The sequence below is a fragment of the Cohnella yongneupensis genome (assembly GCF_042655785.1).
In the GTDB taxonomy this organism is placed as follows: Bacteria; Bacillota; Bacilli; order Paenibacillales; family Paenibacillaceae; genus Cohnella; species Cohnella yongneupensis.
The window spans coordinates 87900-106592 of sequence record NZ_JBHSNC010000052.1; the positions used below are offsets into that span (position 1 = coordinate 87900).

Here is an 18693-nt window from a genome sequence, read left to right on the forward strand (position 1 = left end):
TCACCCTTTCTAGAAAATCCGGTACCCTGCGAATTTGTGGGCAAGACGGTACGAGAAGACGATCAAGACTAAGCTGATGACCGACTTGAACAAGCCGACGGCCGTAGCGAAGCTGAATTGTCCGCTCAACAAGCCTTCGCGGTAGACGAACGTATCGATAATATCGCCCTGTTGGTAGATCATCGGGCTGTACAGGTTGAACACTTGGTCGAAGTTGGCGTTCAAGACGTTGCCCATCGCCAGCGTCGCGACGACGATCAGGATCGGCAACAACGAAGGCATCGTAATGTTCAGCGTCTGCTTCCAGCGGGATGCGCCGTCGACTTCGGCTGCTTCGTACAGCGCGGGGTTAATGCCGGAGAGCGCCGCGAGGAAAATAATCGTGTTGAACCCGAACTCTTTCCAGACGTCGCTGGTGACGATAGTAATTCGGAACCACGTTCCGTCGCCCAGGAAAAAAATCGGTTTCATCCCGAACACGTTCGAGAGCATCTGATTGACGATCCCCGTCTGTCCTAGCAGATCGATTAGAATGCCGGACAGCGTGACCCACGATAGAAAATGGGGCAAGTAGACGAGCGTTTGGATCGACCGCTTCAGCCCCATGTTGCGAACCTCGTTGAGCAACAGCGCGAACAGGAACGGGATGATCAAATTCATAACGATTTTCGAGCAGGCGAAGATGAGGGTGTTCGCCGTGATTTTCATGAAGTAGTCGTTCGAAAACATGTAGTGGAAGTGCTTGAATCCTACCCACGGCGAATGAACGAACCCGAGCCGGGCTTTGTAATCTTGGAACGCCATTATAATGCCCGACATCGGGACATAGGAGAAGACGAGAACCAACAGGGCAGCCGGCAATACCATCAAGTGAAGCATCCATGGTTGCTTGTAGCCGCGGTTCGCGTCCGCCCGCCGCCATTTCGTGAATTTGAGTCGTTCTTTCGTATTTGCTTCCATAGCTCTCTCCCGTCTAGGTATAATAGTCTTTTGTATAGGTAGAACCCTTATTGAACTATAGTAGCAATCGGGCAGGCGGTCTAACTATAAGACATTGTTAGGATCGATAGGGTTTTGTTAGGGACATCGTCTGGGGGGAATGGATCGAATGAATGCAAGAAGAGGACTGGCATTGCATAACAGGAGAAGGCCGGTGAAAATAAGCCTTATCGCCAAATATACGGGACTGATTGTTATCCTTCTCATTCCGATAGGCATTATGTTTGCCTATTCCAACAATGTCACGAACCGCGTAATCAGCAAAGAAATACGGGCGTCGAACATTAAACAGCTATCTTTTTTATCCAACCAGATTGATTCGCGGATCAACCAGACGATGGATTTCGTCTTTACTTTCTCAAGAGATCCGAACGTCCAGAAGTTTAACGGGCTCAACATATGGGACGACCAATACGACCGGATGCAGACGAAGTACATGGTTCAGGAGAAAATGGCGTTGCAGTCCGGTATCGTGAACATCTGGCCGGTCGAGTTCACGGTCTATTCTCAGCTCCACCAAGAGGCCATATCCAATTCCGATACGAACATCGCTTACGATGAGGCTTACTTGAAGCGCAACATGTCCGGCATTTGGACTTACGGCGACGGAGAGACGCCTGTTTCCGGCACGGGGAAAGCTTTTCACTGGTTTTATACCGACTCCTTCGGACAGCAGAACGAGCTTAAGGGGAGCAACCTGATCGTTCAAGCTAGCTTCGGAGAGTCGAACATACAAAATATGCTCGATACGTATAAGGAAGGCGGACAAGGCGATCCCTTATTCTACTATAAAGGCGAAGCGCCGATCCTGAACCGCAGCGCGTCTGCCGAACTCGCCTTGGAACTAACCGGCTACTTGGACGGGCAGTCGTTGGAAGACACGATGCAGAAGACGATTCGGTTGAACGGGCAGAGCTATCTGGTAAGCCTCGTGAAATCGCCGTTGCTGAATTGGTACCTCGTCGATCTCGTGCCGCTGGATCAAATTCTCGGTCCGATCTCGACCAGCCGGAACCTCTTTTACTTGTCGATGGTGTTGCTGCTCGTGATCGGGATTTTCATTTCCGTCTTGCTCTATCGCGACGTTCAACGCCCGATTCTCAAGTTGATCCGGGGCTTGCAGAAAGTTCAGCGAGGCGACTTCTCGGCGCGTATAGACGCCAAGGCGAACAACGAATTCACTTTCTTGTTCTACCGGTTCAACGATATGTCCCGGCAGATCGAGAGCCTGATCGATAACGTGCTTAACGAGAGACTGCGCGCCCAGGAAGCGACGATGAAGCAGCTTCAAGCGCAGATCAATCCTCATTTTCTGTACAACTGCCTGGGTTATATGATCAATATGGCGCAGATGAAGGACGAGGAAGCCGTCGTTACGATGGGCTACAATTTAAGCTCTTATTATCGCTACATTACGCGGATGGAACGACCTACGGCGAGTCTCGGGGACGAAATCAAGCTGATCGTCAATTATTTGGACATCCAGAAGCTGCGCAACGGCAGAATCCATTATTCCATCGACATTCCCGAAGAGATGCTTCGCCAGCAAGTCCCGCGACTCATGCTGCAGCCTCTTGTCGAGAACGCGATCATCCACGGCGTAGGGAATTCCTATTCCTCGGGCGAAATTCGCATTACCGGCGAGATGTCGGGCGGCTTTTGCCGGATTTTCGTCGACGACGACGGTCCGGGTATGAACCAGGAGCAGCAGGAGCAACTGAATCAGAAGATGCGGGGACCGTTGCAGGAAGAGATGGGCTGCGGTTTGTGGAACACGAACCAGCGCGTTATTCACCGGTTCGGCGAACAATCCTCCCTTTTCTTCGCACAGTCGTCGCTCGGGGGATTCCGTACGGAAGTCGTCTGGGAAATTCCGAAAGACGAAGCGTAAAACTACTATTACCGCGACAAGGGGGGGCCTTCCCATGCAAATGATCATCGTAGACGACGAAGCCCACTGGGTGGACAACTTGTCCATGCACAAGCCGTGGCATACGTTAGGAATCGAGCACGTCCATAAAGCCTACTCCGCGCGAGAGGCGTTGCAGATTATCGGCACGCACCCGATCGATATCGTAATCTCGGATATTCTCATGCCGGAGATGACGGGGATCGAGCTTATCGAGAAAGTCAGGGAGCACGACAAACGGATCAAATGCATCATTTTATCCGGTCACGCCGACTTCGACTATGCGAAGGAAGCCGTACGGAATCACGCGGTCGACTACTTGCTCAAGCCGCCGACCGACGACGAGTTGTTCGGCGCGGTGCGGGCGGCGATCGAGCAATCTAAGGCGGAATGGGAAAGCGTCAGCTCCCATGAACGGACGCAATTTACTTTGCGCGAGAACTTGCCGCTCTTGCGCGGGCAATTGCTTCTTAGCGCGTTCAGGGGCGAGAGGATGTCCGTGGAGGAATGGACGCGCAAGCTAGACAATTACGCGCTCCCGTTCCGCGACGGACATTGCGCGCTCGCGCTCGTGCGGTTAGAGGACGAATTCGATCCCTACCGGAACAACGGACAACCGTTGCTGGAGTATGCGATAACGAATATCGCCGAGGAGATATTCGGCGAATTCATGGAAGTGTGGAGCGTGAAGGAGGAGCACGGCTATTTGGCGTTCCTCCTTCAGCTTAAGAACGAATACGACATTGACCGACAGGATATATTGCTCGAGAAGCTGTCCATGCAGGTTCAATCGAAGGTGAAGCAGTTTCTGAAGGGGTCGCTATCCGTCGTCGTCACCGAGCTGTTCCGGTTCCCGGAGCAACTGCAGACGCAATATCGCCGGGCGACGTCCTACTTCCGCCGAATCGTCGGGGACGAACGTGAATTCGTCATGAAAGTCGACCGCGCGGAACAAACTTCTGCGCTAAGCGCACTGGACGTCATCTATCGGCCGCCCGTTCTCATTAACTTGCTGGAGGCCGGGCGATGGGATGCGGCGGAGGAGAAGCTTGCTGCCGTATTCGCGGAATTGGAGGAAAAAGGCTCGGAATCGTGGGAGCACTGTCTCGAGGTCGGATTCGCGATCTCGTCCGCATTCATGCATTTGGCCCATCGTAGCGGTCAAACATTGGCTCTGCTATTGGGAGCGGATATCGAGCTGTTGCAGCACGGGGAAGCGTTCTCTTCGATCGGCAAGCTGCGCAAATGGTCTTCCGGCGCGCTGGGCAAGCTGCGCGAAGGCATGACTCACGAAGCCCAAGACGCGCGTTCCCAATATGTTCTGAAGATCAAGGAATTCGTGGACAAGAACCTTCATCTCGACGTCTCGCTGCGAGCGCTGTCCGATCACGTCAACTTGCATCCTACGCACCTGTCCAAAATTTACAAGCTCGAGACGGGAGAAGGAATAAGCGATTACGTAGCCGCGCTTCGAATGGAGCGCGCCTGCCATCTGCTCAAATCGACAGACAAGAAAATTTACGAGATCAGCACCGAGGTCGGATACTTGGACCCCGCGTACTTCATCAAAGTGTTCAAGCGGCAATTCGACGTTACGCCGCAAGAATATAGGGAAAGCCGATAACAGCCTAACAGAGTCCTACGAAAACTAATATCGCCATATGGATGCGATCCCCAGATTCTTGATAGAGTTACACATGTAGTGAACTTACAGCATTGGGGGATATGATAAATGAGCAAGTTTAAGAAATCATGGCTAATGCCTGCGGCGATGTCCGTCGTCGTGCTGGCATCGGGCTGCGGAAACAACAATAATAACGGCAACGCGGCTAGCCCGGCGGCAACCGCAACCGGAACGACGGCATCCGCTACGACTTCCCCGGAGCTGTCCGCAGCCGATGCGGCGTTCAAAAGCGGCAAATACGATCCGCCGATCGAGATCAGCACGATCATCATGCCTACGACGTACACGAAGGGCGACACGAAGGAGAACAACGTTCACGACCGCTGGATGCTGGACACGCTCGGCCTCAAGATGAGCAAGGATACTTGGTATCCTGCCGGAAGCGACCAATACAAGCAACAGCTTCAGCTCGCGCTGACTTCCGGCGAGAAGCTGCCTGACTTCATCATGGTACCTACCGATCCTGTCCTGACGAACCAACTGATCGACTCCGGAGAATTCATGCCGATCGATGAGTTGTTCGATAAGTACGCGAACCAAACGTGGAAGGACCACGCGGCGCAACATCCGGAGCTCTGGTATCCGTTCACGAAGGAAGGAAAGAAGTGGAACCTGCCGATTCTCGAATACACCGACAACGACGATACGCTGCTTTGGCTGCGCGAGGACTGGATGGAGAAGCTTCATCTGGAAGCTCCGAAGACGATCGCAGACCTCGAGAACATCATGGATAAGTTCAAAAACGAGAATCCGGACGGCTTGTCTCCGAAAGACGTATATCCGCTCGCGATCTCGCTCAAAGGCAACTCGAACACGTGGATGGGCGGCCTTGACTGGTTATTCGGCGCATTCGGCACGATCGAGGAGCAATGGAACAAAGACGCGAACGGCAACCTGGAATACGGCTCCGTTAATCCGGGAGCGAAGCAAGCGCTCGCTACGCTTCAAGATTGGATGAAGAAAGGTTACATCCATCCGGATACGGCGCTATGGGACGAAGGTAAATCCGCCGAGATCTGGACCAAGGGCAACGCGGGCATATTGCCTGGCGCGAACTGGGTACCGGACTGGCCGGCTCCCGATTTGATCAAGAACGTCAACGGCGCGAAGTATAAAGCCTATCCCGTTCCTGCTGGCCCAGACGGCAAAATCGGCACGAAATGGCAAAACTCCGGCGTTAACAGCAGCTTTATGATCAATAAAAACGCCGAGCATCCCGAAGCGCTCATTCTCTATTACAATTACATGCTTGATAACTTGGCTAACCCGACGGTCGGCAGCAAGTACGAGTACGGTTTCGCTCAAGGCTATGACTGGGATATCATCGACGGAAATCCGACGAGCGACAAAGACAAAATTCCTGAGTTTAACAACAAGTTCCCGTACATCACGGGCCCTGCGCGTATTCCGGATCTGTACATGTCGTCTCTGGTGAAGTTGGCTAACGGCGAAACGCCGGCAACCCCGTACGAGAAGCAGCTATCCGAATTCCGCAAGCCGGAGAACTGGTACGCGGCGAAGGTCGTTATGTCCCAGCTCGATGTCCGCAAACAGAACTACTTCACCGGCGCGGCAACGCCGACGATGATCTCCAAGTGGAACCTTCTGCGTCAATCCGAGCTGGAGACGTTCAACAAGATCATCTATAGCAAGCTGCCCGTCGACGCGTTCGATACGTTCGTCTCCAACTGGAAGTCGAACGGCGGCGACCAAATTACGCAAGAAGTCAACGATTGGTTTAAATCCGTATCGCAATAAGCGGATGCGAAAAGGACGGTGCGAGAGCAATCTCGGCACCGTCCTTTTTAACTTATTTAGACAATACGGCGCACACGGGATAATGATCGGAAGGATAAAGCCCCTCGTATTTCCCGCGATCTACTTCGATCCGTTCGATCGCGACATCCGGCGAAGCGAAAATATAATCGATGGGCTTCCCCGTTTCGCCGCCTTCTACCCGCCATTTGTTCTTATCGTACAAGATCGCGCAAAATTCGTCCTCGAATCCACCCCGTCTGCCTTCACCGATCCATCCGTAATGGCCGAGCGACGGATCTAAGTCCCGAAGCATCGAATAGAGGCCTTCCTGAACGCACACGATGTCCGCCTTATGGCGCAAAATCGTCCGCGCAACGGCAGCAACCCGCAGCGGCCAGGCGTTAGGTCCATCCGAATCCACGTTGACTCTCAGGTTAAACGTCATCGCTTTCCATTTCATGCTGTAGTCACCTCGAACCATTCGTTTCGGCTGGAGCTTTACGATTTTACGATAGTCGTAATTACCGCCGTCCCCAAGCGAGCATCTTGCGTTGGAACTCTTTCGGCGAGCAGCCGTTGAAGCGCTTGAACATTTTATAGAAGTGGGCCATGTTAGCCATGCCGATCTGGTCGCCGACTTCGGTGACGCTCAGGTCGCGGGTGAGGAGCAGCAGCTCGGCCCGTTTGATTTTGCGGAAGTTGACGTATTCGGTGAACGATTGACCCATGATCTTCTTGAAAAACTTCACGAAGTAGTAGTAGCTCATGTTCGCCAGCTTGCACGCGTCTTCCACCGCAATGCGGCCGTCGATGTTCGATTCGACGAAATCAAGCACCGGCTTGAGCCGAATACGCTCGACGCGATCTTGATCGGCCAGCAGTCCCCGGGTATCGTTGCGGATGAGAATGAGCAGCAGCCTTTTGATTAACAGGTTGACCGCGAGCTCGTAACCGCTTTCTTTGCCGATCGCTTCTTTAAGGATTTGGCTGATGCACTCGGCGGCTTCCTCGTTCGCTTGCGGATTTTCCCGAAAAACGTAATTCATCGTGCTTAGCGGCACTTTCGTCTCATTAAAGTATTGCAAATAGGGAATCGTACTTTGGTCGAAGAATGTGTTCAGATCGAACTGCAGCACGATATAGTCCAGTAATCCGCCCGTATTCCGGTCCCGGTGCAACTGAGAGTTGCCTAGGATGACGACGTCGCCCGATTGCAGCGTATACGTCTCGTCGCTTAGATCGATGTCGAGCTGGCCCGACTTCACTAGCATGAGCTCGCATTCCGGATGGTAGTGCCATGCGATATTGCCGACGTCGTTGCGTGTGGATTGCCATATTTTCAAGGAAAGCAGCGGGTTCTCGTATTGAATCTTCTCTCTGACAGCCTGCATGGATGATCCCTCCGATGGCAAAATCGCATATAATCGTCCCATCAGGGCGGATGGGATTCCGAAGTAAATATGATAAACTAATTGTAGAATGAATATTGAAAACCCGCAAGGAGGACAAGCATTTTGACAAAAGTTAACGTAGGTATGATTGGTTGCGGCGGAATCGCCATGGGGAAACATTTGCCTTCCCTCGCCAAAATCCCAGAAGCCCAGGTGGTAGCGTTCTTCGATATTTCGTCCGATCGCGCCCATGAGGCGAAAAATAAATTCGGAACGCCGGACGCCCGAATCTATAACGACGTCTACGAGTTGCTGCGCGACCCGGACGTTCATGTCGTCCACGTCTGCACGCCGAACGACACGCACGCGGAAATCTCGATCGCGGCGATGGAGCACGGCAAGCACGTACTATGCGAGAAACCGATGGCCAAAACCGCTCTCGACGCCGAGCGCATGCTCGAAGTGTCGGAACGTACCGGACGCAAGCTTAGCATCGCCTACCAGAACCGTTTTCGCTCGGATAGCCGTTGGTTGCACGAAGCTTGCAAAGCAGGCGACCTCGGGGATATTTACATGGCCAAAGCTCACGCCGTACGCCGTCGCGCGGTTCCGACTTGGGGCGTATTCCTTGATCTGGAGAAGCAAGGCGGAGGTCCGTTGATCGATATCGGCACGCACGCGCTCGATCTCGCGCTCTGGATGATGGACAACTACGAGCCGAAGCATGTTCTAGGAACTTCGTATCGCAAGCTAGCCGAGCAAGGAAGCCAGGCGAATATGTGGGGATCTTGGGATCCTTCGAAGTTCACCGTCGAAGATTCGGCGTTTGCAATGATTACGATGAAAAACGGCGCAACGGTATGGCTAGAGTCAAGCTGGGCGCTTAACGTGCTCGACGGCGACGAAGCGAAGGTGACTTTGGCAGGAACGAAAGCCGGTGCGGACATGAACAAAGGCGTTCTTCGCGTGAACGGCGAAGAGCACGGTCGTTTGTACACGAAAGAAGTGCAGATGTCCGGTTACGCCGGATGGGGCGGTTCGACGCCGGACGATGCAGCCGAGATGGAAGCACGTGCATGGATCAACGCGATTCTCGATGACAAAGCGCCTGTCGTGACCGCGAAGCAAGGTCTCGTCGTGCAACAAATTCTTGAAGCGATCTACGAGTCGGCTAATAAAGGACAAGCGATCAGCTTCGTCTAAAGCAACAAAGCCTCAACTCCGGCGGAGACGCACGGGCTTGAGGCTTTTTTATTTGTGCTTGCGGTATTTGCCGGGCGAATGTCCGGTCATTTTGCTGAACAGCAGATTAAAGTAGTTGGCGTTCGGGTACCCGACCTTTAGGGCGATATCGCGAACCGATTGCTCCGTCTCGATGAGCAGTCGTTTCGCTTCGTCGATGCGGCATTTGATCAAATATTGGATCGGCGACATCCCGACCTCTTCCTTGAATACGTGGGCGAGATGGTACGGACTGACGAACACTTGCTGGGCAAGATCGCTTAACGACAGCTCCAAATCATAATGCTGCTCGATGTAAACCTTTACATTTTGCGCCACGCTAAATCCATTCTCTTGATTGCGAGCACGGGAGGATTCAGGCGACTGCGCCGGTTGAACCGGCACGGCTGACGGAACGGGCGCATCCGGCGGATGCTCGTACGTTGCAAGCTCTCTTAAGCAATGGATGATGAGCGTCCGCAGCAACGAAGAGATAATGTCCTGGCTGCCTAGCTGGGGCGTCCTTGCTTCGTAGAGAATATCTTCAAGCACCCTTTTGAACTGCATATGATCGGGTTTGACCGGAATGACGAAGGGAAGCTCGCGCGCCGTAAGCAGACCTGGGGGCAAGCCTTGAACGCGAAGGTTCGCCACATAGAAGACGATGGCCCGCAGCGGCAATCCGGGAGGAGGCTGCAGCGCCATCTCGGCGTTCGGGGGAACGAAAAGGAACATGCCTTCTTTAAGCGTCAAAAGGTGCTGGGCGGAGCGCGCCTCGGCCGATCCGGAGCGAAGCCATACGAGGCATGACCGGCCGACGGGGCTTATAGGCAGCGGGTCGATACCCGTCCAGTCGCACCAGCTTGCCAATTGCGGAATGTCAAGCAATACCGAGGGCATGTTCATCGCGGACCTAAGCCTCCCCTCCTTTGACTCGAATTATCTATGATCGTTACCTAAAAAACAATATAATCGTTAGGACATCGCAAGAAAGTGAATGAAAGTAAGTTGAAATACGCAAGATCGTTCATTTTCTCGGCCCGTATTCATCTTCTAAACTAAGAGTTAGGGGCTTTCCAAGGGGAGCGTGACTCCATGCGATTACATATGAAGGGAATTTCCAAGTCTTTTTACGGGGTGCAGGTGCTCGGCGACATCGATTTCGAGCTGCTTCCCGGAGAAGTGCATGCGCTCGTCGGAGAGAACGGAGCCGGCAAATCCACGCTGGCCAAAATCATTTCCGGCGTTCATCGTCCGGACGAAGGGTATATGATCGTCAACGGGAAGCCGAGCACGGCGCATTCGACGATCGATTCCCAGCGGATGGGCATTTCGATGATTTACCAGGAGTCGTTTCTCGTACCCGAGATGAGCATTGCGGAAAACGTATTCCTCGGTTCCGAGCTCAGGTGGCTTGGCTTATTTTCCAACATGATCAAGATGAAACGCGAGACGAAAAGCATCCTCAGGTCGCTGGGCATGCCGCTGCATCCGAGCACGAAGATCAAAGACTTGTCTGCGAGCGAGCATCATATCGTGGCGATCGCCAAGGCGCTGTCTCATAAGGCGAACATCCTCGTCATGGACGAACCGACGGCCGCGTTGTCCGATTCCGAGCGCCTGCGGTTGTTCGATATGATTCGCCGGTTCAAGGAGGAAGGCGTCGGCATCGTCTACATTACCCATCGTCTGAAGGAGATTTTTGAAATTTGCGATCGGGTAACGGTGCTTCGCGACGGGAAAAAGGTGCTTACGAAGCACGTGAGCGATCTTACCGAGAAGGTGCTCGTCCGGTCGATGGTCGGGCGCGAGCTGACGCAAGTTTATCCGCCTTTATCGGTGCCGACGGGGAGGGAGCTGCTCCGGGTTGACGGACTGACGCGGAAGCCGTGGTTCGAGTCCGTCGATTTTACGCTTTGCGAAGGCGAAATTCTCGGCATTACCGGCCTTGCGGGGTCGGGGACCGAAGGGCTGGCGAAGACGATTTTCGGGGAAGCGAAGCCGGACAAAGGCAAGGTATATTGGCAGAAGCAGCCGGTCCGGCTCACGACGCCCCGGCAGGCGATCGACACGGGCTTCGGTTACGTGAACAGGGACCGGATCGAATCCGGCCTTTTCATGGAGATGAACGTCTACCATAATCTAACGATCGCCGGGCTCAAAAAAATCCATCGGCATGCGCTCGTCCAAGAGCAGCAGGAGTACGGCAAAGCGATAGACGCGATGATCCAACTGGATATTAAGGCGCGAGATCCCGAGCAGGAAATCAAATTCCTCAGCGGCGGCAACCAACAGAAGGTCATGCTCGGCAAATGGCTTGTGGCGGAGAGCGACCTGTACATTCTGGACGAGCCGACGCGAGGCATCGACGTTGCATCGAAAAGCGAGCTTTACGTGCTGCTGCACGAGCTCGTGAGAGAGGGTAAAGGAATCATCGTCATTTCGTCCGACATGTCTGAGCTGATAGGGCTATGCAACCGCGTTCTCGTCATGCACGAGGGAAGGCTGGTCGACGAAATGACGCACGAGCAGGCGACTCAAGAGCGGATATTGCAGGCGGCTTCCGGCATTCGGGGATAGCCGTCCAAGGAGGGCAACCTATGCAGCCGATGGAGGCATCGACGGCAAATGTCCAAAGATGGGTTTCGCGCAACAAAATATTCGTTACTTTGCTTGTGATCGCGTTATTGGCCGCGGTAACGAGCGATTATTTCTGGACGTGGAACAACATCATGAACGTGCTGCGACAATCGTCCGTCATCGGTATGATCGCGCTCGGCGTGCATTTCGTCGTTCTGATCGGCATGCTCGATTTGTCGGTCGGGTCGATCCTCGTCTTCTCCGGCGCCGTCGTGTTATGGGGGCAAAATCTGCTTAACCTGGACATTGCCGGTTCCTTCGCGCTTGGCGCAGTGTCCGGATTGCTGCTCGGCAGCGTTAACGGACTTTTCATCACGTACGGCCGGGTGCCTTCATTCATTACGACGCTCGGCACGATGTTTATCTACCGCTATTTCATGATGTGGATCGCCGACGCGGGAGCCGTATCTGGCAACCGGATCAACCATACGTTTTTGGGGCATGGGTACTGGCTTGGCATCCCCGTCGTCGTCGTGCCGCTCGCGGCCGCGGCGATTTCGGCGCATTTGCTGCTCTCGCGTACGGTGTTCGGACGTTACCTATACGCCGTCGGCCAAAATCCTAAGGCGGCGTTCATCGTCGGGGCGAACATTCGCAAGGTGACGATCGCGGCATTCGCGCTTAGCGGGATGGCGGCCGGGCTCGGCGCCGTACTGGAAACTGCGAGGCTCAATTCGATTTCGACCGCGAACTCCGGCGTCTATTACGAGCTGGACGCCATTGCAGCCGTCGTCTTGGGCGGCGCCTCCTTGAGAGGAGGCAAAGGCACGATCCTCGGCACCGTGTCGGGCGTGCTCCTATTTTCGATACTTAACAACTATATGAACTTGCAGAACGTATCGACGTATTTGCAGGGGGTGCTCAAGGGGCTGCTCATCTACCTAGTCCTGTACCGCCAAAATCGCCTTCGGGAGGAATAGCTCCCGGAGGCTTCATTTTTTTGCGCGCAATATTAGAGAGGCGTGCTCCGCAAGAATGTATATCGGCTTTCGCAATCTAGTTAATTGTGGAAGCGGTTTCGAAACTTTAGCATGGAAAATGTAAAGCCGAACGAAAGCGGGTGCTTAGGGCATGCTGGCGATGAAAGGAATCACGAAGCAGTTTTACGGCGTAAAGGCGCTTCAGGACGTTACGTTCGAATTGCGCAAAGGAGAAGTGCATGCGCTAGTCGGCGAGAACGGAGCCGGCAAGTCCACGTTAATGAAGGTGCTCGCGGGCATTCACGCGCCGGACGAAGGGACGATCGAGCTGAACGGGAGGACGATCCAGATCGGCTCTCCGCAGCAATCGCAGAAGCACGGCTTCGCGATTATCCATCAAGAGCTTAATTTGGTGCCTCATATGTCGGTTGCCGAAAATATTTTTTTGGGACGGGAACGCAGAAAGGCAGGCGTGTTCTCGAACTTTAGGGCGATGGTCGAGGAGACGCGCCGGCTGCTGGACCAATTCGGCCTTGCGCTGGATCCGGAAGCGAAGGTGTCGGCGCTCAGCATAGGAGAGAAGCAAATCGTCGAAATCGCGAAAGCGCTCTCGATGAACAGCGAGGTGCTGATCATGGACGAACCGACGGCCGTGCTGGAGGAAAGGGAAGCAGGCAGGCTGTTCGAGCTCATCCGGCGTTTCAAAGAGCAAGGCGTATCGATCGTCTATATCTCGCACCGTCTGCATGAGTTAAGGGGCATATGCGACCGGATAACGGTGCTGCGAGACGGCAGGCATGTCACGACGCAAGAGATGGAAGGGCTGACGGAGCGGGATATCGCTAACTTGATGGTCGGCCGCGAGCTGAAGGATATGTATCCGGATCGGCCTTCTCGATTCGGCGAAGAGCTGCTGCGGGTGGAGGGCTTAACGCTCGCTCCGCATTTCGAGAATATTAGCTTCGGCGTACGCAGCGGGGAAATCGTAGGCTTCGCGGGGCTTATCGGAGCCGGAAGAACGGAGCTTATGCGGACGCTGTTCGGGGACTGGCAAGCACAGCGGGGAACCGTCGAATGGAAAGGGAAGCCGGTTGCCATCCGTAACCCGCTGGACGCCGTCGGGCTAGGCTTCGGGTTCGCTACGGAAGACCGCAAAGGCTCCGGCTTGCTGCTGGAAATGAACGTGGCGCACAATATGACGCTCACGAATCCGGCTAAAGTGAGCCGGTGGCAGCTCATCCGAAGGAAAAGCGAAGCGGCGATCGTGGGCGACAAAGTCCGCGAGCTTAACATCAAAGCGAAGTCGCTAAGCGGTCCGGTCAAGCATCTTAGCGGAGGCAACCAGCAGAAGGTCGTCATCGCGAAATGGCTCGTGTCCGATACGGAGCTGTTCATCATGGACGAACCGACGCGCGGCATAGACGTCGGCGCGCGCAGCGAAATTTACAACCTGATCGTGAGGTTCGCGTCGGAGGGCAAGGCGGTTATCGTCGTTTCCTCCGAGCTGCAGGAATTGCTCGGCATCTGCAATCGCATCTACGTCATGCATCACGGCACGCTGCGGGGTGAGCTTGCCGCGGAAGAAGCGAACGAGCAGAACATTATGGCGATGGCTACCGGCCTTTAACGGCCTTTAATCTCAAAGGAGGAACGACCCGATGTCTCAAGCAGCAACGGATCTGGAATCGAAACGCAAGTCCGCCGGCATTCGGTGGGGAAAAGTGTTGTGGGAACAATATAGCGTTATCTTCGCGTTCATCGTGCTGGTCACGTTGGCGGCGCTTCTTAACGAGCATTTTCTCGATATCGGCAACATCACAAACGTGCTGCGCCAAGTGTCGATCGTCGGCATATTGTCGCTCGGCATGACGTTCGTCATCATTCTCGGCGGCATCGACCTGTCGGTCGGCTCGGTGCTGGCGTTCGCGGGCACGGTCATTATGGCGGCGCAAGTCACCTATGAGCTGCCAATTTGGGTGTCGATCGTGCTCGGTTTAGCGGCCGGCGCCTTGCTGGGGGCGATAAACGGGCTCATTATCACCTATGGCAAAATCACCGCGTTCATCGCGACGCTCGCCATGATGACGATCGCGCGCTCCTTGGCGCTTTATTATGCGGACGCCGGCGCGATTTCCGGCTTCGATTCGACTTACAGCAAAATCGGCAACGAATATATCGCGGGTATCCCGATCCCGGTAGTCATCTTTGGTATCATCTTTCTGCTTAGTTATATCGTGCTCGAGAAAACGGTGTTCGGACGCCACATTTACGCGGTCGGAGGCAATCTCCAGGCTGCGCGGTTATCCGCGATTTCTGTTTTCAAGGTCACGATCCTGTCGTACATCATTTGCGGGTTGACCGCTTCGATCGGCGCCGTCATAGAGACGTCGCGGCTGAATTCCATCAGCACGTCCAGCTCTGGGCATATGTACGAGCTCGACGCGATCGCGGCTGTAATTATAGGTGGGACCAGCCTTTCCGGAGGGCGCGGTCGCATCGTTGGAACGTTGTTCGGTGTACTGATACTCGGGGTACTGAGCAATATTATGAACTTGCTGAACATTTCGCCATATTTGCAGGGGGTGGTCAAAGGCGTCATCATTATCGGCGCGGTTTTGCTGCAAAAACGAGATTAGTCTCTACTTCTTTTGATATTCGAACAAGACACCGAGATTCGCATAACGAATTTATTATGGGAGGGTCATTTGCTATGAAAAAAAGGTCTTTAACGCTTCTCGCAATCGTACTCGTTTTATCCGTCGTGCTAGCCGCATGCAACAATAAAAACGAGAAAGCAAGCGCCAACGAAGAAAGTTCCAAAAGCTCCGGCTCCGAGCAAGCGGACGCGCCGGCCGGCAATTATACGATTGGCATCTCGTTGCCGTCCGCCGACCACGGCTGGATGGGCGCGCTGATCAGCAACGCCAAGGCGGAAGCCGAGAAGCACAGCAACATTAAATCGATCGTGTATACGGCTAAAGATCCGGCCAAGCAAACGTCGGACATCGAAGACCTCATCACGAAAAAAGTCGACGCCATCGTCATGCTGCCGATCGAATCCGCGGCGATGACGCCGGCCGCCGACAAAATCGCCAAAGCCGGCATTCCTTTAATCGTCATCGACCGCGCCGTCAATTCGGAAAACTACCGGACTTACATCGGCGGCGACAACTATGGCATCGGTTACGGGGACGCGAAATATTTGGTCGAGGACCTGATCAAGCGCAAAGGGAAAGCCGAAGGCAAAGTCGTGGAGATCAGCGGCGTTCCGTCGTCCGTTACCGATCTGCGTTCCCAAGGCTTCCGAGACTACATTAAGGAATACCCCGGCATCCAGATCGTTGCCTCCCAACCCGGCGATTTTACACGGGAAAAAGCGCTTAAGGCGATGGAAAACATCTTGCAGGCGAACAAAGAAATCGACGCGGTTTATTCGCAAGACGACGATATGACGGTCGGCATCGTGCAGGCGATCAAGGACGCCAAGCGGCAAGACGAGATGTTCATCGTCAGCTCGGGCGGCATGCAGGAAATTTACAAAATGATGAAAGAAAAAGCGAAGCCGGAAGTCGTCGTGTCGTTAACCTATTCGCCGACGATGGGCGGTTCCGCGGTAAGCCTGGCGTCGCTGATCCTCGAAGGCAAAGGAATGGGCGGCACGTGGGAGAAAAGCGTTCCTCACCATATTGTCCTCGAAGCGACGCCGGTCACGCCGGTCAACGTGGATAAGTTTTTGAACCCGGACTCCAAATACTAATATAAAAAAGGCACAATTCGGCATTTTAATCAGGGATGGTTCCGTGTACACTGATATCGCCGGTTGCGGAAAGAGCGAGGCGGGCCGCCGTAAAGCGGTCTGCCTTCTTTTTCATCGCGAGGGGTAGAAATCGGTAACCCGTTTCATGTAAACTAGAGATAGGTTTTGAATGAACACGCGTACATATCGTGCGTGAAGCGATGACTATGGGATGAAAGGTTCGGTGGAAAATAATGAAAGCTGGCGTATTTATCGTTTTGTTCGGCGAACAATCGTTCGAACAAGCACTGGATACCGCGAAGGCAGCTGGTCTCCAATCTGTGGAGATCGGAACCGGTGCATATCCGGGAACCGCTCATGTTAACGCACAAAACATCGTGAACGACGAAGCGGCCATTAAGCGCATTCGCGACGCGGTAGATAGCCGCGGATTGACGATCAGCGCGTTAAGCTGCCATGGCAACCCGCTGCATCCGAACAAGGAGATCGCGGACGCGCATCACAACGACTTCGTCGCGACGGTCAAGCTTGCCGGCAAACTCGGCGTCGATACGGTCATCACGTTCTCCGGCTGCCCGGGCGACTCCGAGAACTCCAAATATCCGAACTGGGTAACTTGCCCATGGCCGGACGATTTCCTGACGATCCTCGAATGGCAATGGAACGAGATCGCTATTCCGTACTGGAAAGCACAATCCGCGTTCTGCCGAGAGCATGGCGTCAGAGTCGCGATCGAAGCGCACCCTGGCTTCCTCGTGTACAATACCGAGACGGCGCTTCGTCTTCGCAACGAAGCGGGCGACAACATCGGCGTCAACTTCGATCCGTCCCACTTGTTCTGGCAGGGCATGGATCCGATCGAGTGCGTCAAGGCGCTCGGCAGCTCCATTTACCACGTACATGCCAAGGATACGAAGATCGACAAGCGCAACGTAGCCCTTAACGGCGTACTCGATACGAAGCATTACGGCAACATTCTGAACCGTTCCTTCGTGTTCCGCACGGTCGGTTACGGTCACGACGACGAGTTCTGGAAAGACCTCGTCAGCATCCTGCGCGTCGTCGGCTACGACGGCACGATTAGCATCGAACACGAGGACGGCATCATGAGCGTGAACGAAGGCTTCAACAAAGCCGCCAGCTTCCTGAACTCTCTTATTCTCCAAGAAAGCGCGGGTGAGATGTGGTGGGCGTAAAGAAAAAAATTAACGTCGGCATGGTCGGTTACAAATTCATGGGTAAAGCCCATAGCCATGCTTACAAAGACGTAGGAATGTTCTTCGATACGGAAGCTGACGTCGTCATGAAGGCGATCTGCGGACGCGACGAGCAAGGCGTCAAAGACGCAGCCGAGAAGTTCGGATGGGAAACGTACGAGACCGATTGGCGCAAAATGGTCGCTCGCGACGATATCGACTTCGTCGACATCAACGCGCCGAGCGACGCGCACAAGGAAATTACGCTTGCGGCGATCGCCGCAGGCAAGCACGTATTTTGCGAGAAGCCGCTTGCACTGAACCTCGCGGACGGACGCGAAATGCTTGAAGCCGCGGAAAAAGCGGGCGTAAAGCACGCGATCTGCTTCAACTATCGGTTCCTGCCTGCCGTACAGCTTGCGAAGCAAATTATCGATGAAGGCCGCCTCGGCGAAATCCATCACTATCGCGCAACGTACTTGCAAGACTGGCTCGTCGATCCGAACACGCCGCTCGCATGGCGCCTGAAGAAGGAAGTTGCGGGCTCCGGCGCGCATGGAGACATCAATGCGCACAGCATCGACCTCGCTCGGTTTCTGATCGGCGAATTCGATCGCGTCGTCGGCCACAGCCGCACGTTCGTGAAAGAGCGTCCGCTCTTGACCGGTTCCGCCGGGTTGTCCGGATCGGGTTCGGCTACGGAGAAAGGCGAAGTCACCGTTGACGACGCAACCGGCTTCCTGGCCGACTTCAAAAACGGCGCAATGGGCGTATTCGTCGCTTCCCGCTTCGCAGCCGGACGCAAAAACCATAACACGTTCGAGATTCACGGCAGCAAAGGATCTATCCGTTGGGACCTCGAGAAGCTGAACGAGCTCGAAGTATACTTCCGCGAGGACGAGCCGAACTTGGCGGGCTTCCGACGCATTATGGTGACCGAGCCTTCCCACAAGTACGCGGGCAACTGGTGGCCGACCGGTCACATTATCGGTTACGAGCATGCATTCGTGCATATCGTATACGAGTTCGTACAGCATATGACGACTAACTCTCCTTTCACGCCGACTTTCTACGATGGCGTGAAATGCCAAGAGGTGCTCGAAGCGGTCGATCTGTCGATCGAGCGCGGCGCTTGGGTTAACGTCGACGAAGTGTAATCCATAACTTATTCCCTTAAAGTCTGCTCCTTCTGCCTTACTAGGCGAGGAGCAGGCTTTT

At 54.3% G+C, this 18693-nt stretch carries 15 protein-coding genes; 11 read left to right on the forward strand and 4 right to left on the reverse strand.

Features of this window, described 5'->3' with window-relative positions:
* Positions 1 to 9: 9 nt before the first annotated feature.
* Positions 10 to 960 (reverse strand): ABC transporter permease, encoded by a 951-nt coding sequence (locus ACFPQ4_RS17805; protein ID WP_378113230.1) that lies wholly within the window; start codon positions 958 to 960, stop codon positions 10 to 12.
* A 148-nt stretch (positions 961 to 1108) separates the two neighbouring features.
* On the opposite strand from ACFPQ4_RS17805, the gene ACFPQ4_RS17810 reads away from it, so the two are divergent.
* The 3 genes from ACFPQ4_RS17810 to ACFPQ4_RS17820 all read left to right on the forward strand — a co-directional run bounded on the left by ACFPQ4_RS17810 (position 1109) and on the right by ACFPQ4_RS17820 (position 6350).
* Positions 1109 to 2890, forward strand: coding sequence for a sensor histidine kinase (locus ACFPQ4_RS17810; protein ID WP_378113232.1), 1782 nt, complete (start codon positions 1109 to 1111; stop codon positions 2888 to 2890).
* 34 nt (positions 2891 to 2924) lie between these two features.
* A complete protein-coding gene (locus ACFPQ4_RS17815; protein WP_378113233.1) occupies positions 2925 to 4532 on the forward strand; it encodes a response regulator transcription factor in 1608 nt (535 codons plus the stop codon).
* A 108-nt stretch (positions 4533 to 4640) separates the two neighbouring features.
* Complete coding sequence (locus ACFPQ4_RS17820; protein ID WP_378113234.1) at positions 4641 to 6350, forward strand: type 2 periplasmic-binding domain-containing protein; 1710 nt, start codon at positions 4641 to 4643, stop codon at positions 6348 to 6350.
* A 52-nt stretch (positions 6351 to 6402) separates the two neighbouring features.
* On the opposite strand, the gene ACFPQ4_RS17825 is transcribed toward ACFPQ4_RS17820, so the two are convergent.
* Both ACFPQ4_RS17825 and ACFPQ4_RS17830 read right to left on the reverse strand, forming a co-directional pair.
* Entirely contained in the window at positions 6403 to 6810 is a 408-nt protein-coding gene (locus ACFPQ4_RS17825; protein WP_378113235.1) for an endonuclease/exonuclease/phosphatase family protein, read from the reverse strand.
* A gap of 61 nt (positions 6811 to 6871) precedes the next feature.
* Entirely contained in the window at positions 6872 to 7741 is an 870-nt protein-coding gene (locus ACFPQ4_RS17830) for an AraC family transcriptional regulator (RefSeq protein WP_378113236.1), read from the reverse strand.
* 123 nt (positions 7742 to 7864) lie between these two features.
* On the opposite strand from ACFPQ4_RS17830, the gene ACFPQ4_RS17835 reads away from it, so the two are divergent.
* Complete coding sequence (locus ACFPQ4_RS17835) at positions 7865 to 8944, forward strand: Gfo/Idh/MocA family protein (RefSeq protein ID WP_378113237.1); 1080 nt, start codon at positions 7865 to 7867, stop codon at positions 8942 to 8944.
* A 48-nt stretch (positions 8945 to 8992) separates the two neighbouring features.
* Here ACFPQ4_RS17835 and ACFPQ4_RS17840 read toward each other — a convergent pair whose 3' ends face one another.
* Complete coding sequence (locus ACFPQ4_RS17840; RefSeq protein ID WP_378113238.1) at positions 8993 to 9868, reverse strand: helix-turn-helix transcriptional regulator; 876 nt, start codon at positions 9866 to 9868, stop codon at positions 8993 to 8995.
* Between the two features lie 189 nt (positions 9869 to 10057).
* Here ACFPQ4_RS17840 and ACFPQ4_RS17845 point away from each other — a divergent pair, with 189 nt between their 5' ends.
* From ACFPQ4_RS17845 to ACFPQ4_RS17875, 7 genes are all read left to right on the forward strand, one after another.
* Positions 10058 to 11542: a sugar ABC transporter ATP-binding protein gene (locus tag ACFPQ4_RS17845; RefSeq protein WP_378113239.1), complete on the forward strand. Its 1485-nt coding sequence runs from the start codon at positions 10058 to 10060 to the stop codon at positions 11540 to 11542.
* Between the two features lie 20 nt (positions 11543 to 11562).
* A complete protein-coding gene (locus tag ACFPQ4_RS17850) occupies positions 11563 to 12522 on the forward strand; it encodes an ABC transporter permease (protein ID WP_378113240.1) in 960 nt (319 codons plus the stop codon).
* A gap of 151 nt (positions 12523 to 12673) precedes the next feature.
* A complete protein-coding gene (locus tag ACFPQ4_RS17855) occupies positions 12674 to 14149 on the forward strand; it encodes a sugar ABC transporter ATP-binding protein (RefSeq protein WP_378113241.1) in 1476 nt (491 codons plus the stop codon).
* Between the two features lie 31 nt (positions 14150 to 14180).
* Positions 14181 to 15158, forward strand: coding sequence for an ABC transporter permease (locus ACFPQ4_RS17860; protein ID WP_378113242.1), 978 nt, complete (start codon positions 14181 to 14183; stop codon positions 15156 to 15158).
* A 74-nt stretch (positions 15159 to 15232) separates the two neighbouring features.
* On the forward strand, positions 15233 to 16279 hold the full coding sequence (locus tag ACFPQ4_RS17865) for a substrate-binding domain-containing protein (RefSeq protein ID WP_378113243.1): 1047 nt from the start codon (positions 15233 to 15235) through the stop codon (positions 16277 to 16279).
* A gap of 233 nt (positions 16280 to 16512) precedes the next feature.
* Positions 16513 to 17475: a sugar phosphate isomerase/epimerase family protein gene (locus ACFPQ4_RS17870; protein ID WP_378113244.1), complete on the forward strand. Its 963-nt coding sequence runs from the start codon at positions 16513 to 16515 to the stop codon at positions 17473 to 17475.
* Positions 17476 to 17495: 20 nt separating this feature from the next.
* On the forward strand, positions 17496 to 18632 hold the full coding sequence (locus tag ACFPQ4_RS17875; RefSeq protein ID WP_378113264.1) for a Gfo/Idh/MocA family protein: 1137 nt from the start codon (positions 17496 to 17498) through the stop codon (positions 18630 to 18632).
* Positions 18633 to 18693: the final 61 nt, after the last annotated feature.

Excerpts from the sequence above, each read along its gene's own strand:
- ACFPQ4_RS17805 (WP_378113230.1), bottom strand. The coding sequence starts at position 960 with ATGGAAGCAAATACGAAAGAACGACTCAAATTCACGAAATGGCGGCGG.
- ACFPQ4_RS17810 (WP_378113232.1), top strand. The coding sequence starts at position 1,109 with ATGAATGCAAGAAGAGGACTGGCATTGCATAACAGGAGAAGGCCGGTG.
- ACFPQ4_RS17815 (WP_378113233.1), top strand. The coding sequence starts at position 2,925 with ATGCAAATGATCATCGTAGACGACGAAGCCCACTGGGTGGACAACTTG.
- ACFPQ4_RS17820 (WP_378113234.1), top strand. The coding sequence starts at position 4,641 with ATGAGCAAGTTTAAGAAATCATGGCTAATGCCTGCGGCGATGTCCGTC.
- ACFPQ4_RS17825 (WP_378113235.1), bottom strand. The coding sequence starts at position 6,810 with ATGAAATGGAAAGCGATGACGTTTAACCTGAGAGTCAACGTGGATTCG.
- ACFPQ4_RS17830 (WP_378113236.1), bottom strand. The coding sequence starts at position 7,741 with ATGCAGGCTGTCAGAGAGAAGATTCAATACGAGAACCCGCTGCTTTCC.
- ACFPQ4_RS17840 (WP_378113238.1), bottom strand. The coding sequence starts at position 9,868 with ATGAACATGCCCTCGGTATTGCTTGACATTCCGCAATTGGCAAGCTGG.
- ACFPQ4_RS17845 (WP_378113239.1), top strand. The coding sequence starts at position 10,058 with ATGCGATTACATATGAAGGGAATTTCCAAGTCTTTTTACGGGGTGCAG.
- ACFPQ4_RS17850 (WP_378113240.1), top strand. The coding sequence starts at position 11,563 with ATGCAGCCGATGGAGGCATCGACGGCAAATGTCCAAAGATGGGTTTCG.
- ACFPQ4_RS17855 (WP_378113241.1), top strand. The coding sequence starts at position 12,674 with ATGCTGGCGATGAAAGGAATCACGAAGCAGTTTTACGGCGTAAAGGCG.
- ACFPQ4_RS17860 (WP_378113242.1), top strand. The coding sequence starts at position 14,181 with ATGTCTCAAGCAGCAACGGATCTGGAATCGAAACGCAAGTCCGCCGGC.
- ACFPQ4_RS17865 (WP_378113243.1), top strand. The coding sequence starts at position 15,233 with ATGAAAAAAAGGTCTTTAACGCTTCTCGCAATCGTACTCGTTTTATCC.
- ACFPQ4_RS17870 (WP_378113244.1), top strand. The coding sequence starts at position 16,513 with ATGAAAGCTGGCGTATTTATCGTTTTGTTCGGCGAACAATCGTTCGAA.
- ACFPQ4_RS17875 (WP_378113264.1), top strand. The coding sequence starts at position 17,496 with ATGGTCGGTTACAAATTCATGGGTAAAGCCCATAGCCATGCTTACAAA.